Raw genomic sequence first — 16,768 nt, forward strand, 5'->3', positions numbered from 1 at the left:
TTCGGTCGAGTCTACACGGTGGCGGCGGCGAATGCCGCCGCATCCGCAAGCAGCTCTTTCACTTGGACCGGCGACAGCGATTCCAGCGGCGGCCGCAGGCGCTGCCATCCGGCGTGACCGGTGCGCTCGGCAACGATCGTCTTCAGCGACGCCATCTGCGGGAAACGCGAGACCAGCTCGCGCGCCTTCACGATGCGCTCCTGCGCCGCCTTGAGCCCCGCATCATCGTCGCTGTCGCGAAAATGCTTGTAGACGTAGGCAAGGTCGCGCGCGACGAGATTGGAGGTTGCGGTGATGCAGCCTGCCCCGCCCTTGCGCAGCAGCGGCAAGAGCAGTGGATCTGCCCCGACGAGAACCGAAAAACCCGGGAAACGCTCGACCATCGCGGTCATGTTGGCGAAGTCGCCGGAGGAATCCTTGATGCCGGTGAAGATCGCCGGATAGGCCTTGCGCAGCCTCTCGATCAGCGCATGCGAGATCGGCTGCGCCGACATCTGCGGGATGTGGTAGAGCACGATCCTCAGCCTGGCATCGCCGATGCGCTGCACGACTTCGCTGTAGGACGCGTAGATGCCGTCGTCGCTGACGCCCTTGTAGTAGAACGGTGGCAGCATCACCACGGTGTCGACCCCGACCGAGAGCGCGTGACGCGTCAGCGCAATGGTCTCAGTGAGCGCAGCGACGCCGGTGCCTGGCAGAAGCCGCTGCGGCGCGATGCCCGCGGCCACCACTGCCTCGAGCAGCGCAATGCGCTCGGCTGCGGAGAAGGAGTTCGCTTCGCCGGTGGTGCCCAGCAGCGCGATGCCGTCACAGCCTTCGTCCAGCAGGTAACGGCAATGCGCGACGAAGCGCGCATGATCGGGGGCGAGCCCGGCGTCGAGGGGCGTCAACGCGGCGGAGAACACGCCATGAGGGTGCAGCGATGATGTCGACAAACTTCCTCCGATCGCCAAATCGATATTGTTCGGAATGCGAACATTTGTTATGCTCTATCCCGTTGGTAGGATCCAGCTGCCGCCGCGTCAAGGGCAGCTGTCATGGCGGGCATTCGAGGATGGCAAAGGCTGAGAACAAGGCCGCAAAGCGTAAACCTGAATCCACACCGAAAAATCCAAAGAATTACGTCGCTTCCGTCGGCAAGGCGTTCGCCGTGCTCAAGAGTTTCACCAGCGAGGCCTTCGAGCTCACCCTGAGTGAGATTGCCGCACGGGCAGATCTCGATCGCGGAACCGCGTTCCGGCTGATCCAGACCCTGATCGAGCTCGGATATCTCCAGGCGGTTCCGCAGAGCCGCCGATTCCGCCTCGGCGTCGCCTGCCTCGATCTCGGCTACACTGTGCTGTCGCACGGATCCTTACGGACCATCGTCGAGCCGCTGCTGCGCGAGCTCGTGCCTGCGGTGGGCGATGCGGCTTCGCTCGGCATCCTCGACGGCGGCGACGTGGTCTATCTTGCCCGCGTCGGTGCCGGCCTCGATCGCCACAAGATGGATCGCCGGCCGGGCACGCGCATCCCCGCCTACAGCGCCGCGCTCGGCCACGTCATGCTGGCGCATCTGGCGCGCGACGAGCAGATCGCGCGGCTCGAGTTGCGCCCCCGCCTAAAGCTGTCGGAGCGAACGCTCACCGACCTCGATGCCCTGCTCGCCCGGCTCGATCAGGTCAAGAAGAAAGGCCATGCCGTCTCCGACGGCGAGAACGCCTATGGCCTGCGCACGCTGGCAACGCCGATCTTCGACGCGCAAGGTCTGGTGATCGCCGGATTGAGCGTCACCGTCGATGCGATGCGGATGGACATGGCGGCCTTCCGCGATCAGGCGCTGCCGCGGCTGGTGCAGGTGACGAGCCAGGCGCAGGATCTCGCGATCAAGTCGGGATTGTCGAGCTGAGCGCGGTCGCGGCGCCTAGATCACGAGACGGTCGAAGTCGGCAGCGATCCGGCTGTTCGGAAATATCCTTGTCGCCTCCGCCAGGATCTCCTCGTCTTCGTAGCGCCCTGACATATGGGTCAGCACGAGCTGGCCGACATTATTCGCGGCCGCGAAGGAAGCGGCCTCCGCCGCTGTGAGATGGCCGTAATTCCGCGCGGTCGGCGCGTCGCGATCGAGGAACGTCGCCTCGATCACCATCATGTTGGCGTCGGCTACGTATGGGGACAGCCCCTCGGTGGTCTCGATGTCGCCGATCACGACGAGCCTCCTTCCGCGGCTCGGGGGCCGAGCACGTCTTCCGGATCGATGGTTCGGCTGGCAAGCACGATCGGTCGGCCCGCGGCCAACTCGCCGCGCAAGGGACAGTCGGGGACACCCAGCGCTACGAGGCGATCAGGCCGAAGATGACGGCGCGCGGGGCTTTGGAAGACGAAACCAAAACTGTCGGTGTCGCGATGGCGGACCGGAAAACAGTCAATGGTGAATTCATCGGCATCGATGACCCGTCCCGCGCTCAGCGGTGCGAACTTGACCGCGATCGGCGCCCTGCCCGCGCCCCACAGGCCTGCGAGCATTCGGATGACGATGTCGAGCGTTCCTGCCCGCCGTGAATTGTCATCGCGTCGGAGGTCTGCCGCAAGCCCAGCGTCGAGAACAGGCCGGGGATCCCGAGCACGTGATCGAGATGCGCGTGCGTCAGCAGGATGCGGTCGAGCCGACGAAAGCCGGCGCCGCTGCGCAGCAACTGGCGCTGCGTGCCCTCGCCGCAATCAATCAGGACACGCTTGCCTGCGGGTTCCACGAGGAGCGCCGGATGGTTGCGCTCCGCTGAGGGAACGCTCGCCGATGTCCCGAGAAATGTCAGCGCGAACATGGTCGCTGCAAATCCAAGAGAGGCGCCGAGGCGGCGCGCAAGATGAGGTCCGGCGAGGCTATTCGGACCTGTCGGCCGACTGCGCCTCGACCGCCTGCACGGCGACGCTCGCGACCTGCCGCAGCGCTTCGCGATCGGCGCCCGAAGACGCCATCACGCCCATGCCGACCGACACCGCCGAGACGTAGCGCGCGAGCGCGGCGGGATCGGCGCTTTCCTTGAGATCGCCCTCCGCCTTTGCGCGGACGAAACGGTCGCGAAGCTGGTCCTCGTTCTGGGCACGGCGGGCGGCGAGCTCGAAGGGGACGTTCTCGGAGCCGGTGCCGCAGGCGATGCCGCCTTGCACCAGCAGGCAGCCCGGCGGATTGGCGGGATCGGTCTGTTTTTCGGCGATGCCCATCAGCATCCGCTCGGCGACGGCGCGGGCGGTCGGCGCTGCCACCACCTCGTCCATCCAGGCGCCGCGCAGCTTGGTGTACCGATCGAGCGCGGCCTTCAACAAGCCTTCCTTGTTGCCGAAGCAGGCATAGAGGCTGGGCGGATTGATACCCATGGCCTCCGTGAGCTGGGCGATCGTCGCGCCCTCATAGCCATGGCGCCAAAACACTTCCATCGCCTGATCCAACGCCATTTCGGCGTCGAATTCGCGGGGGCGTCCCATGCCCATGTACCTACCTCCTCGGAATTCAGGTTCTGCCTAAGGCTTAACGCCGGATCCTAACTATTTGTTCTAATTCTACTTTCCTAGTGCCTTCCAATTCTTGCGGTATCGCGCTACAATTTTCTTAGCGAACGGTACATAAGTATCTTGCGCTGCGGTATCCAGCTCCACATCTGTAGCGAACACTACATATCTGGAGCGCGCAAATGCACCCCTCCCAAAATACCTCCCGCACCGGCCGTTTCCGCCGCCTTCTGAGTGGCGTTGCCATCGTGGGCGCCCTCGCCGCGGCCGGCTCGATCGCCACCGGCCGCTATTTTCATGCCGCGCAAGCGACCGCACCGGCCGCGGCTGAACAAGCTGTCTCCGTCACAGTCGCGATGATCGAGCCACGGCAGACCGTGCTGTGGGACGATTTCTCCGGCCGGCTCGAGGCCATCAACCGCGTCGAGCTCCGCCCACGCGTCGCGGGTGCGATCCTGTCGGCAAACTTCACCGAAGGCGCGCTGGTGAAGGCCGGCGACGTGCTGTTCAAGATTGATCCCGCCCCTTATGCGGCCGAGGTCGACAAGGCTGCGGCCCAGCTCGAGGCTGCGAAAGCCCGCGTCGTTTTCACCCAGAGCGAGCTCGAGCGCGGCGCGCAGCTCGTCGGCAATGCCGTGGTCACCCGGCGCGACTACGACCAGCGCGACAATGCCCATCGTGAAGCCATCGCCAACGTCAAGGCGGCCGAGGCGACGCTGCAGACGGCAAAGCTCAATCTCGACTACACCGAGGTGCGCGCACCCGTGGATGGCCGCGTCGGCAAGATCGAGGTCACCGTCGGCAATCTCGTCGCCGCCGGCACCGCATCCCCGGTCTTGACCTCGCTGGTCTCGGTCAATCCGATCTACGCCTCGTTCGATGCGGATGAAGAGGTCGTGCTGCGCGCGCTGAACTCGATCGCAGATAGCGCCGGCCGGCGCGGCAAGCTTGACCAGATCCCGGTCGAGATGACGACCTCGGGCGGCTTGTCCGCGAAGGGCCACATCCAGCTCATCGACAACCAGGTCAACGGCCAGAGCGGCACCATCCGCGTCCGCGCGGTATTCAAGAACGATGACGGCCGCCTCATCCCCGGCCAGTTCGCCCGCGTGCGCATGGGCCAGCCGAAGCAACAGGCGCTGGTGATGATCGACGAGCGCGCGATCGGCACCGACCAGGACAAGAAGTTCGTGATGGCGGTGGGCGATGACAATCGCGCCGTCTACCGGCCGGTTACCCTCGGTGGCGCCGTCGACGGGCTTCGTATCGTCACCTCGGGCCTGAAGTCCGGCGACCGCATCGTCGTCAACGGCCTGCAGCGCGTGCGTCCCGGCGCCCTCCTCAAGACGGAGATCGCGCAGATGGGCGCGCGGGGGCCGCAGCAGGCGTCCAACCACAGCAACCAGGACGTGGTGCAACGCTAGTGCTTTCCGTCATCCCGGGGCGCGCGTAGCGCGAACCCGGGATCGAAGTTACGAAACTCCGATCACTTCACCTCTGGATTCCGGATTCGCGCGCAACGCGCGCGCCCCGGAACGACGGTGAGGCGGCCAGAGATCGGAATGATATTGCCCAGGGGCAAGGCCATGAATCTCTCAAAATTCTTCATCGATCGTCCGATTTTCGCCGGCGTGCTGTCGGTCCTGATTTTCCTCGCCGGCCTGATCTCGCTGTTCGCGATGCCGATCTCGGAATATCCGGACGTGGTGCCGCCCTCCGTCGTGGTGCGCGCGACCTATCCCGGCGCCAACCCCAAGGTGATCGCGGAGACGGTGGCGACACCGATCGAAGAGCAGATCAACGGCGTTGAGAATATGCTCTACATGTCGAGCCAGGCGACCACCGATGGCGCCATGACGCTGACGGTGACGTTCCGCCTCGGCACCGACCCCGACAAGGCCACGCAGCTGGTGCAAAACCGCGTGCAGCAGGCCGAGCCGCGCCTGCCCAATGTGGTGCGCCAGCTCGGTATCATCACCAAGAAGTCGTCGCCCGACCTCACCATGGTGGTGCATCTGTTGTCGCCGAACGGCCGCTACGACATGACGTATTTGCGCAACTATGCCGTGCTCAACGTCAAGGACCGGCTGGCGCGGATCGATGGCGTCGGCGACGTCCAGCTCTACGGCGCCGGCGACTATTCGATGCGGGTCTGGGTCGATCCGCAGAAGGCGGCCGAGCATGGGCTGACCGCGAGCGACATCGTGCGGGCGATCCAGGCGCAGAACGTCGAGGCCGCCGCTGGCGTCGTCGGCTCTTCCCCAAACATCAAAGGCATTGATCTTCAGCTCTCGGTCAATGCGGAAGGCCGGCTCGCAAACGAGGAGCAGTTCGGCGACATCGTGGTCAAGACCGGCGCACGCGGCGAAGTGGTGCGGCTGCGCGACGTCGCACGCATCGAGCTTGGCGCGTCCGAGTACGGCCTGCGCTCGCTGCTCGACAACAAGCAGGCGGTGGCAATCCCGATCTTCCAGGCGCCCGGCTCCAACGCGCTGCAGATTTCCGACCACGTCCGCGCCACCATGGCCGAGATCAAGAAGAACATGCCGGAAGGCGTGTCCTACCAGATCGTCTACGATCCCACCCAGTTCGTGCGCTCCTCGATCGAGGCCGTCATCCACACGCTGCTGGAGGCGATCGCGCTGGTGGTGCTGGTCGTGATCCTGTTCCTGCAGACCTGGCGGGCCTCGATCATTCCCCTTCTCGCCGTGCCCGTGTCGATCGTCGGCACGTTTGCGGTGATGCACGTGTTCGGCTTCTCGATCAACGCGCTCAGCTTGTTCGGCCTCGTGCTCGCAATCGGCATCGTCGTCGACGATGCCATCGTCGTGGTCGAAAATGTCGAGCGCAATATCGAGGCCGGGCTGTCGCCGCGGGATGCCACCTATCAGGCCATGCGCGAGGTGTCGGGTCCGATCATCGCGATCGCGCTGGTGCTGATCGCGGTGTTCGTGCCGCTCGCCTTCATCTCCGGTCTCACCGGGCAGTTCTACAAGCAGTTCGCGCTGACGATCGCGATTTCGACGGTCATCTCCGCCATCAACTCGTTGACGCTGTCACCGGCACTGTCGGCGCTGCTGCTCAAGGGCCATGACGAGCCGAAGGACAAGCTGACGATCGTCATGGAAAAGAGCCTTGGCTGGTTCTTCCGCCGCTTCAATCGGGCGTTCACCTACTCGTCGGAGAGTTACAGCGGCACCATTACCAAGGTGATCTCGGGCAAGGCCGCGGTGATGGGCCTCTATGTGGGGCTGGTCGGCCTCACTGCCCTGCTGTTCCAGCAGGTGCCGAGCGGCTTCGTGCCGGGACAGGACAAGCAATACCTCGTCGGCTTCGCTCGCCTGCCCGATGGCGCCACGCTCGACCGTACCGAAGAAGTCATCCGCAAGATGAGCGACATCGCGCTGACCCAGCCCGGCGTCGAGAGCTCGGTGGCCTTTCCAGGCCTGTCGATCTCCGGCTTCACCAATTCCTCCAATGCCGGCATCGTGTTCTCGACGCTGAAGCCGTTCGACGAACGCAAGGATCCCTCGCTCAGCGGGCCAGCGATCGCGGCCGAGCTGAACAAGAAATATGCCGGCATCCAGGAGGCGTTCATCGCCATGTTCCCGCCTCCGCCGGTCAACGGCCTCGGCACCATCGGCGGCTTCAAGCTGCAGATCGAGGACCGCGCCGGCCTCGGCTATGACGCCTTGAACGAAGCCACCAAGGCGTTCATGGCGGCGATGCAGAAGGCGCCGGAGATCGCCGGCGTGTTCTCGAGCTTCCAGGTCAACGTGCCCCAGCTCTTCGCCGACATCGACCGCACCAAGGCGCTCCAGCTTGGCGTGCCCGTGACTGAAGTATTCAACACACTGCAGATCTACCTCGGGTCCTACTACGTCAACGACTTCAACAAGTTTGGCCGCACCTACTCCGTCCGGGTCCAGGCTGACGCGCCGTTCCGCGCCCGCGCCGACGACATCAGGCAGTTGAAAGTGCGCTCGTCCTCAGGCGACATGGTGCCGCTGTCGGCGCTGCTCAAGATCCGCCAGAGCGCAGGACCAGAGCGCGCGATCCGCTACAACGGCTTCCTGTCATCCGACATAAACGCGGCGGCAGCCCCCGGCTTTTCGTCGGGCCAGGCACAAGAAGCCGCGACGCGGATTGCCGCGGAGGTGCTGCCGCCCGGCTTTGCCTTCGAATGGACTGACCTGACCTATCAAGAGTTCATCGCCGGCAATTCAGGCATCTGGGTATTCCCGCTGGCAATCCTGCTGGTGTTCCTCGTGCTGGCCGCGCTCTATGAGAGCCTGACCCTGCCGCTCTCGATCATCATGATCGTGCCGATGGGCCTGCTCGCTGCGATGTTCGGCGTCTGGATCTCGAAGGGCGACAACAACGTCTTCACCCAGATCGGCCTCATCGTGCTCGTCGGCCTCTCCGCCAAGAACGCGATCCTGATCGTCGAATTCGCGCGCGAGCTCGAGTTTGCGGGGCGCACGCCGATCCGGGCCGCGATCGAAGCCAGCCGGCTGCGACTGCGCCCGATCCTGATGACGTCGATGGCGTTCATCATGGGCGTGCTGCCGCTGGTGCTCTCGACGGGCGCAGGCTCGGAGATGCGGCGCGCCATGGGCGTCGCCGTGTTCTCCGGCATGATCGGTGTCACCGTGTTCGGCCTGTTCCTGACACCGGTGTTCTATGTGTTGCTCAGAACCGTCACCGGCATGAAGCCGCTGACGCATCACGGCAGCGACATCAGCGCGGCGCCGGTTCAGGGGCTCGCCGAATGATTCAACGCGAGTCCCGCCGCGGTACGATGGCGATGGGAGTAAAGGTGTAAACTTCCTCGCCGTTCTGGTTGAGCATGGTCCATTTGACCAGCGCGATACCCTGAGGCTTCGACTTGGACGGCGTCAGGCTCATAACCTCGCCGACCAGATGCAGACGATCATTGGGCCGCACCGGCATCGTCCAGCGCAGGCCATCGACACCGGCGCCAATCAGCGGATGCGGACCGAACGGGCGGGTCTGGATCGCGAGGTTCATGGCGATCGCGGCGGTGTGCCATCCCGAGGCAGCAAGCCCCTTGAACAGGGTCGTCTTGGCGGCCTCATCGTCGAGATGCATCGGCTGCGGATCGAACTCGGCAGCGAAGCGCTTGATGTCGGCCTCGGTGACCAGAACTTCGGGGGACTTGAACCGCATTCCGACGGTGAGATCGTCGAACCACTCGACCTGCGCCATGATTTTGCCTCGCAATATGATGCGCCGCTCCCGAGGAGACGGCTTAAATGGCGCTGAGCGATAGCGGGATATAGCGGGCCCGCAGCGCACAAACCAGCGCAGGGTTCCGCGCGAAACCCCTTTCCCGATGCGACGAAACACGCCTGAAACAGATGGCCAGTTAAGTGGTTGTCAAAACAAATACAGGGACGGCCACCATGCAATTCATCCTGGACCTGATCTACGAATATTCCTGCTGCCAAAATCTTGTCGCCCAGCCGCTACTGGAGGACGAGCTATGATTGAGCTGATCTCAGCCCTGCTCGCGCTTTGCAGCATCGGCATCTTCGCGGCGCATGCGCTGGACGCCTACCGCACCACGCACTCCTGACCGCCTCGCCCTTACCCGCGCTAGAAAGGCCGTCGGTAGAAGTGCTCGGAATGCGTGGCCGGCGGAAACCGGTTGGCGAGCGCAAGCGCTCCCTTCTCGTCAGTCTCGAGCGCGATCTTCTGCGCCAGCATCACGTCGCCCGGCACCAGGAAGCCTGACGGGACGAAGCACCACCCCATCGTCGCGTGCCCTTCAACATCGATCTCATGGACGTTGGCGGCCGTGCCGTAATGGATGCGATAGGTCCTGCCGGTGTCGCAGCCGACGACGTCGAAATACCGGTGCTGCTCGAACTGCGCGCGCTGCGCCGGCGTCAGCCATTCGGCCAGAAGCCGGCGGCCGCGGGCATCCGGCGTGTTCTCGCCGAAGAAGCGGCGATAGAGTTCACGCAGCGCATGCAAACGCGCACGCGCCGGTGCGCGAAGCCAAACTGCCGCGATCATGAGCAGCTCAGATCAGCCGCCGACCAGGCGGGGATAGAACAACGTTTCCTGCGCGGTCGGATCGAACGATCTGATACGGGTGACTTCGCCGGGCCCGGTTCGAAGCGCGGCGGTGAAGCCGGCTCCGGTCAGCTCCCGAAAGCGCCGTTCGGCTCGCGCCAGCGCTTCGGCATTGCCAGGATCAAACTCGTGGCGCGTATCGCCCGTCTGGTCCATCACGATCTGGGTAGCCATATTGAGTCTCCTCATGCCCAGCCCTGAACTTGATAAAAGCAAACCTCGTGCCGCCGGTTCCCAATGGCAACAACTTTCTCGCGTCGGCGCATCACGCCTTGCTGAGCAACCTTCAGCGCGATGAGATCGTCATCGCGCTTTAGGTTATTGTTTCAGCATGATCTTTTCGAAAAAGCCGCGCAACACTTTTCGCTAACGCGGCCCTTCGGGTCTGGATCATACTCTAGCGCGAGGCTGCGGCGCCCCCACCCTCGTCGATCTGCCGGCCCATCAGCGCGATTGCCTTCTGATAGACGCCTGCGGCATTCCAAGCCTCGATGGCAGCGAAATTCGGCTCGCCCGGCTGGTACCCGGCTCCCGCGCGCCAGCCATGCGCTTTGAGAAAATTCGCTGTCGAGCTCAGCGCATTCGCAGCAACGTCGAGATTGCCAGTGCCGTAGGCCAAAATGTTCTTGGGCATGAACTGGGTCTGGCCGACCTCGCCATGCATGGAGCCGCGGGTCGATCCCGACAGCGTGCCGCGGTCGATCAGCTTCAAGGCGGCGTAGAGCTGGTCCGTAAAGAATTCGGGACGGCGGCAATCATACGCGAGGGTCGCGATCGACGACAGCATGTTCTGGTTGCCGCGCTGACTGCCGAAGCCGGTCTCCATGCCCCAGATCGCGATCAGCGGCCCGGGCGGGACGCCATAGCGCTGCTGGATCGAGGCGAACAAGGCGGCCTGCGACTGCTTGAGCTGCCGGCCCTTGGCGACGATGGTGGTGGCGCCACGCTTGGCCAGGAACTGATCGAGCGTCAGCGAAAAGCTGCGCTGGCCGCGGTCGGCCGCAATGGTCGCGCTGGCGTAATTGGTCTGCATCAGCGCCGACAGTGCGGTGGGGCCGATGCCCTTGCCCTGCGCCTCCGCGCTGAACTCGCGCTTCCAGGCCTCGAAGCCGGCCGGCGAGCTGCCGCATTGCGCCGCTTCGGCGGAGGATGCCAGGCAGCCGAGCAGCGTCATGGCGCCCAAAACCGCTCCCGCAACAGTCCCGCCCCTCATCATACCCAGTCTCCCGTCCTGTACCGCTCGGCGGCGCAATCTTACCCGGTGGAACGCGCCGACTCCATGGCCTGATGATAGGACAATTCGAGGCCTTCCAGATTGCCCTCCTTGCGCCATCTGTCGAGCAGCCGCAGGAATGCCACGGGCCCGCGCCAATATTGGCTGTTTCTTGCCGCGATCGGATCGAATACGCCTTCGTTGTTGTAGTAGCCCGGCGTACATTCGGCGAGATAGGTCTGCCGGCCGAGTGCGGCCTTGACGACCTCGTCCACCCAGGCGTTCTCGGCGGCAAGCGTCGGCTCCAGGGTGCGCGCCTTGCGCTCGCGGGCCTGCTTGATGACATAGGCGATGTGCCGCGACTGCTCGTCGATGATGTGCGGGAAGTTGGCGCTCTGTCCGGCTTGCACAGTGACGATCAGGAAGCAGTTCGGGAAGCCGCGGCTGTAGAAGCCGTGCAGCGTCTTGACGCCGTCGCGCCAGCGCTGGGACAGGCTGATGCCGTCCCGGCCATAGACCTCGAAGCCCATGCGGCGCGCGTAATCGGTGCCGACCTCGAAACCGCTGGCATAGATCAGGCAGTCGAGCTCATAGGCTTTGCCGCCGACCACGACAGCGTTCTCCGTGATGCGCTCGACGCCCTGCCCTCTGGTATCCACGAGATGCACGTTGGGGCGATTGAACGTGTCGAGATATTCGTCGTGGAAGCACGGCCGCTTGCAGAATGCCTTGTACCAGGGCTTGAGCGCGGAAGCGGTCGCCTCGTCCGTCACCACGGCATCGACGCGGGCGCGGATCTCCTCCATCTTGCGGTAGTCCGCCTGCTCGATGACCTGCAGCGCCTCCTCCATCGAGGTCACCGGCTGCTTCTGGCGGCGCGGCGCCAGCAGGATCTCGCCGAGCAGGCCGGTCCAGCCGTCCTGCACCAGATCCTGTTCGAACGGCTCGCCTGAAATCACGGACGTAAAATTATCCATGCGTTCGCGCTGCCAGCCTGGCTTGAGGTTCTGCGCCCAGGCCGGATCCGTTGGCCGGTCGTCGCGAACACCGATCGCGGACGGCGTGCGCTGAAAGACATAGAGCTCCTTCGCCGAACGGCCGAGGTGCGGCACGCATTGCACGGCGGTTGCGCCGGTGCCGATGATGCCGACGCGCTTGTCGGCAAGACCGGTCAGGCCACCATCGGCATTGCCGCCGGTGTAGTCGTAGTCCCAACGACTGGTGTGGAAGCTGTGCCCCTTGAACGTCTCTATGCCGGGAATGCCCGGCAGCTTCGGACGGCTCAGCGGTCCTCCGGCAAGAATGACGAAGCGTGCGCGGATCTGGTCGCCCCGATCGGTCTCGACCAGCCAGCGCGCCTCCTGCTCCTGCCACGTCATCCGCGAGATGACGGTCTGAAACAGTGCGCGCTCGTAGAGCCCGAAATGACGGCCGATGCGGCGCGAGTGCTCGTAGATCTCCGGCGCCCGGGCGTATTTGCGCACCGGCATGTAGCCTGTCTCTTCCAGGAGCGGCAGATAGATATAGCTCTCGGTATCGCAGGCAGCGCCGGGGTAACGATTCCAGTACCAGGTGCCGCCGAAGTCGGCGGCCTTTTCCACGATGCGAAAATCCGCGATGCCGGCCTCGCGCAATCGTGCGCCACACAACAGACCACCGAAGCCGCCGCCGACGATGAGCACTTCGGTCGCTTCGCTGATGGCTGGCCGCGCAAAGCCGGGATCGGCCCAGGGGTCGTCGAGATAGCGGCTGAACTCGCCTGTGACCTCGACATATTGCGCCTTGCCCTCCCCGCGCAGGCGACGATCGCGCTCGTCGCGGTAGCGGGCACGGAGAGCGGAAACGTCGACCATAGATGCGTCGGTTGTATCGATCTTGTGTCTTTCCGCTGACATCCATCTCCTCCACCGCAAAGGCTGCTTCGCCGGCAGCTCACCTCACGTTAGCCTCGAAAAAGCGCTGCATGCAATCGCGCTCGCTGTTTTTTGCGTGAAGGCTCCGCGACGTTCCGCTAACCTTCCGCGCAAATCAAAAATCTGCGCCACGCAACGACGCGGCATCTGGAGGAGACCATGCAGGGATTGATGATGGACATGCCGCTTCTGATCAGCGGCCTGATCCAATATGCGGCCGACTATCACGGCGAAGCCGAGATCGTCGCGCGCGAGATCGAGGGCGACATCCATCGCTACACCTACGCGGACGCCCATCCGCGCATCAAGCGCATGGCGCTCGCGTTGAAGCGGCTTGGCATGAATCCCGGCGACCGCGTCGGCACGCTGGCCTGGAATACGCACCGGCATTTCGAGATGTTCTACGCCGCGCCGGGCATGAGCTATGTACTGCACACCATCAACCCGCGCCTGTTTCCCGAGCAGCTCGTCTACATCATCAACCACGCCGAAGATCGCCTGCTGTTCATCGACCGTGCCACGCTGCCGATCGTCGAGGCCATCGCGCCGCAGCTCGAGACGATCGAGGCCTATGTCGTGATGTCCTCGCGCGAGCGGATGCCGGAGACGAAGCTCGCGAACGTGCATTGTTACGAAGAGCTTCTGGAGAAGGAGAACGACACCGGCTTTGCCTGGCCGGAATTCGACGAAAAATCCGCCTCGACGATCTGCTACACCTCGGGCACCACCGGCAATCCCAAGGGCGTGATCTACTCGCACCGCGCCGCGATCCTGCAGACCATGACCTGCTGCAGTTTCGACTTCCTACCGGGCCACGTCGAAGGCGTGCGCGAGGTTATGATGCCGATGGCGCCGCTGTTCCACGGCAATGGCTGGAACATGCCGTTCACCGCGCCCTACACCGGCTCGAAGCTGGTGCTGCCCGGCCGCAACTACGAGCCCGACAAGCTCTATGAATTGCTCGAGGGCGAGAAGGTGACACTCTCGGCGGGCGTGCCGAGCTTCTGGCTGATCCTGCTCGACTGGCTTGGGCGCACCGGCAACAAATTCTCCGCGCTCCGCGCGACGCTGTCGTCGGGCTCCGCCCCGCCCCGCGCGATGGTCGAGAAGCTCAAGCGCGAGTACAATGTCGATTACATCCAGGCCTGGGGCATGACCGAGGCCTTGGGCTGCTCGATGCCGAGCCTCCGGCCTGGCTCGGAACATCTGAGCGACAAGGAGAAATTCGATCGGCGCCAAGTCTCGGGGCGCGCCTGTTTCGGCACCGCCTTGCGCATCGTCGACGATGCCGGCGTTGAGCTGCCGCGCGATGGCAAGACCGTCGGCCATCTGCGCGCCCGTGGGCCCTGGGTCGCCTCCGGCTACATGAAGCTCGACGAGGGCCTCGACCGCGACGGCTGGCTGATCACCGGCGACATGGCCGTGATCGACGGCCAAGGCCACGTCACGCTGACCGACCGCTCCAAGGACGTGATCAAGTCCGGCGGCGAATGGATCTCCTCGATCCAGCTCGAGGACATTGCGCTGTCCCATCCCGACGTGCTGCAAGCGGCTGTGGTCGCGATCACACACGAGAAATGGCAGGAGCGCCCGCTCCTCCTCGTCGTCCGCAAGAAGGGCGCGACCGTCGACGGCAAGACGCTGCTCGACCACATGCGTCCGAAGATCGCGAGCTGGTGGCTGCCGGACGCCGTCGAATTCCTCGATGAATTCCCGATGACCGGCACCGGCAAGGTGCTGAAATCCGCGCTGCGCGAGAGATTTAGGGAGTATCGCGTCACATGAAGCGGCCCGCGATCGCGTCCGTGCCGCCCATCGATCAAGGAGACCAAAGATGCTCTACCCGATGTCGCCCAAAGTCATCGAGCTCAAGCGCAGGCTCGAAAGCTTCATGGACCGGCACATCTATCCGAACGAGGAGCGGTTCTATCGCGAGGCCGAAGAGCTCGGGCCGTGGAAGGTCTATCCGGTCATCGAGGAGCTGAAGCCGCTGGCGCGCGCCGAGGGGCTGTGGAATCTGTTCCTGCCCGAGAGCAATCACGGCGCGGGTCTTTCCAATCTCGAATACGCGCCGCTCTGCGAGGTGATGGGCCGCTCGCATCTCGCACCGGAGGTGTTCAACTGCTCGGCACCCGACACCGGCAACATGGAGGTACTGGAGCGCTACGGCTCGGAGCAGGACAAGGAGCGCTGGCTGAAGCCACTGCTTGCAGGCGAGATCCGCTCCTGCTTCGCCATGACCGAGCCGGCGGTCGCATCATCCGATGCGACCAACATCGAAAGCTCGATCGTGCGCGACGGCGACCATTACGTCATCAACGGCCGCAAATGGTACACGACCAACGCGACCGACCCTCGCTGCAAGATCTGCATCTTCATGGGCAAGACCGACCCAGACAATCCGGATCGTCATAAGCAGCAATCCATGATCCTGGTGCCGATGGACACGCCGGGTATCGAGGTGAAACGTCCCCTGCCCGTGTTCGGCTTCTACGGCGTGCCGGACCGCGCTTCCGAAGTGATCTTCACAAATGTACGCGTGCCCAAAGAGAACATGCTGCTCGGCGAAGGCCGCGGTTTCGAGATCGCGCAGGGCCGCCTCGGGCCCGGCCGCATCCATCATTGCATGCGCCTGATCGGCCTTGCCGAACGCACGCTTGAGAAGATGTGCCGGCGCGTGCGCAGCCGGGTTGCCTTCGGCAAGCCGGTCTCGGAGCAGACGGTGACGCAGGAGCGCATTGCGGAAGCCCGCATCATGATCGAGCAGGCGCGGCTGCTCACGCTGAATGCGGCCCACGCGATGGACACGGTCGGCAACAAGGTCGCGAAGGCCGAGATCGCCATGATCAAGGTTGCCGTACCCAACATGGCCTGCCAGATCATCGACTGGGCAATCCAGGCCCATGGCGGCGGCGGCACCTCAAACGATTTCGGACTGACCCAAGCTTACGCCACCGCGCGTCTGCTGCGTCTTGCCGACGGGCCGGATGAGGTTCACCGGAACCAGATCGCGCGATTCGAACTGAAGAAGTATTCGAACGCTTAAGCAGAGCGCTCTTCCTTCGCCTCAGTTCGCCACATACACATCGGGATCGGCGCTGGAGCTCGGTTTCTTGAACGCGTTGCGCAAGGCTGATGACATCGGGACGTTGTAGTTGAGGCCGTTCGGCGGTGTCGGCGATTGCAGCCATTTCTTGTAGAGGACCTCGATCTCCGGGCTGGCATAAAGCTCCGCGGTTGCGCGATCGGCGAGCGCCTTGAATGGAGCGTCCTCTCGCCGCAGCATGATGCCGTAGGGCTCCGGTTTGGAGAACGCCTCCTCGCTGATCATGAATGCTTGCGGCTCCTTCGACCGCGCGATCGCAACCGCAAGCTGGACGTCGTCGAGTGCGTAGGCCTGGGCGCGGTCGGTCTCCAGCAACAGGAAGGCCTCGGCCTGGTCCTTGGCCGGCATGATGTTGATGCCGAGGTTGCGGTCGGTGTTGACCTTGGCGAGTTGCGTCAGATTCACAGATCCCGCGACCGCCGTCACCGCCTTGCCCTTGAGATCGTCGATGGTGTTGATCTTGGCGGCCTTCTTGGCGGCAAACCGCGTCGCGCTGAGGAAATGCGTGTTGGTGAAAGCGACCTGCTTCTGGCGGTCGGCGTTGTTGGTGGTCGCCGAGCAATGCAGGTCGAGCGTGCCGTTGACCATTAAGGGGATCCGGTTCGACGAGGTCACGGCGAGATAATCGACTGCGATGTCGGGCATGCCGAGCTGCTTCTTCACGGCATCGACGATCCTGAGGCAGATGTCCATCGCGAAGCCGACCGGCTTCTGGTTGCCGTCGAAATAGCTGAATGGCACCGAGGCTTCCTGATAGCCTAACGTGATCTTCTTGGTCTCCTTGACCTTCTGGAGCGTGCCCGTGAGGTCTTCGGCTGAAGCTGCGCCCGCAAGACATGTCAGGGCCAGGAGAATGGTAGGTAGGCGCATCAGGGACTCCTCGAACGGACTGGTGTCGAACTATCTAGGAGCTGATAGCCTACAGGTCCGTCAAGCGCCAGACGC

The 16,768-nt window shown here is 63.9% G+C and carries 13 protein-coding genes and 1 pseudogene; 5 read left to right on the top strand and 9 right to left on the bottom strand.

The features are described 5' to 3' along the window. Positions 1-11: 11 nt before the first annotated feature. The gene (locus tag BRAD3257_RS23310; RefSeq protein WP_162500325.1) at positions 12-935 is read right to left on the bottom strand and encodes a dihydrodipicolinate synthase family protein; all 924 of its coding nucleotides are present in this window, start codon (positions 933-935) and stop codon (positions 12-14) included. A gap of 119 nt (positions 936-1,054) precedes the next feature. Between BRAD3257_RS23310 and BRAD3257_RS23315 the strand changes: the two genes are divergently transcribed. Next, positions 1,055-1,888, top strand: a complete 834-nt coding sequence (locus BRAD3257_RS23315) for an IclR family transcriptional regulator (RefSeq protein ID WP_122403771.1) — start codon at positions 1,055-1,057, stop codon at positions 1,886-1,888. Between the two features lie 15 nt (positions 1,889-1,903). Here BRAD3257_RS23315 and BRAD3257_RS23320 read toward each other — a convergent pair. Then, positions 1,904-2,804 (bottom strand): annotated as a pseudogene (locus BRAD3257_RS23320) (ribonuclease Z). A gap of 58 nt (positions 2,805-2,862) precedes the next feature. Beyond that, positions 2,863-3,471 carry a TetR/AcrR family transcriptional regulator gene (locus tag BRAD3257_RS23325; protein WP_122403772.1) on the bottom strand — a complete coding sequence of 203 codons (609 nt, stop codon included), beginning with the start codon at positions 3,469-3,471 and terminating at the stop codon, positions 2,863-2,865. Positions 3,472-3,671: 200 nt separating this feature from the next. Between BRAD3257_RS23325 and BRAD3257_RS23330 the strand changes: the two genes are divergently transcribed. After that, entirely contained in the window at positions 3,672-4,913 is a 1,242-nt protein-coding gene (locus BRAD3257_RS23330; protein WP_122403773.1) for an efflux RND transporter periplasmic adaptor subunit, read from the top strand. A gap of 162 nt (positions 4,914-5,075) precedes the next feature. Next, on the top strand, positions 5,076-8,264 hold the full coding sequence (locus BRAD3257_RS23335; protein WP_122403774.1) for an efflux RND transporter permease subunit: 3,189 nt from the start codon (positions 5,076-5,078) through the stop codon (positions 8,262-8,264). A 1-nt stretch (position 8,265) separates the two neighbouring features. Here the strand turns inward: BRAD3257_RS23335 and BRAD3257_RS23340 are convergent, their stop codons facing one another. The 5 genes from BRAD3257_RS23340 to BRAD3257_RS23360 form a co-directional block, all read right to left on the bottom strand. Next, positions 8,266-8,718, bottom strand: coding sequence for a MaoC family dehydratase (locus BRAD3257_RS23340; protein ID WP_122403775.1), 453 nt, complete (start codon positions 8,716-8,718; stop codon positions 8,266-8,268). Positions 8,719-9,108: 390 nt separating this feature from the next. Continuing rightward, the gene (locus tag BRAD3257_RS23345; RefSeq protein WP_122403776.1) at positions 9,109-9,531 is read right to left on the bottom strand and encodes a hypothetical protein; all 423 of its coding nucleotides are present in this window, start codon (positions 9,529-9,531) and stop codon (positions 9,109-9,111) included. Positions 9,532-9,543: 12 nt separating this feature from the next. Beyond that, entirely contained in the window at positions 9,544-9,765 is a 222-nt protein-coding gene (locus BRAD3257_RS23350) for a hypothetical protein (RefSeq protein WP_007592399.1), read from the bottom strand. A 223-nt stretch (positions 9,766-9,988) separates the two neighbouring features. Then, positions 9,989-10,807, bottom strand: coding sequence for a lytic murein transglycosylase (locus BRAD3257_RS23355; RefSeq protein ID WP_122403777.1), 819 nt, complete (start codon positions 10,805-10,807; stop codon positions 9,989-9,991). 38 nt (positions 10,808-10,845) lie between these two features. Continuing rightward, a complete protein-coding gene (locus BRAD3257_RS23360) occupies positions 10,846-12,699 on the bottom strand; it encodes a flavin-containing monooxygenase (RefSeq protein WP_122403778.1) in 1,854 nt (617 codons plus the stop codon). Positions 12,700-12,876: 177 nt separating this feature from the next. Between BRAD3257_RS23360 and BRAD3257_RS23365 the strand changes: the two genes are divergently transcribed. Both BRAD3257_RS23365 and BRAD3257_RS23370 read left to right on the top strand, forming a co-directional pair. Then, positions 12,877-14,502 (top strand): long-chain fatty acid--CoA ligase, encoded by a 1,626-nt coding sequence (locus tag BRAD3257_RS23365; RefSeq protein ID WP_122403779.1) that lies wholly within the window; start codon positions 12,877-12,879, stop codon positions 14,500-14,502. 49 nt (positions 14,503-14,551) lie between these two features. Beyond that, positions 14,552-15,763 carry an acyl-CoA dehydrogenase family protein gene (locus BRAD3257_RS23370; protein WP_122403780.1) on the top strand — a complete coding sequence of 404 codons (1,212 nt, stop codon included), beginning with the start codon at positions 14,552-14,554 and terminating at the stop codon, positions 15,761-15,763. Between the two features lie 21 nt (positions 15,764-15,784). Here the strand turns inward: BRAD3257_RS23370 and BRAD3257_RS23375 are convergent, their stop codons facing one another. After that, positions 15,785-16,693 carry an amino acid ABC transporter substrate-binding protein gene (locus BRAD3257_RS23375; RefSeq protein ID WP_122403781.1) on the bottom strand — a complete coding sequence of 303 codons (909 nt, stop codon included), beginning with the start codon at positions 16,691-16,693 and terminating at the stop codon, positions 15,785-15,787. Positions 16,694-16,768 lie beyond the last annotated feature (75 nt).

The sequence above is a fragment of the Bradyrhizobium vignae genome (assembly GCF_900324035.1).
GTDB classification, from domain to species: domain Bacteria; phylum Pseudomonadota; class Alphaproteobacteria; order Rhizobiales; family Xanthobacteraceae; genus Bradyrhizobium; species Bradyrhizobium vignae.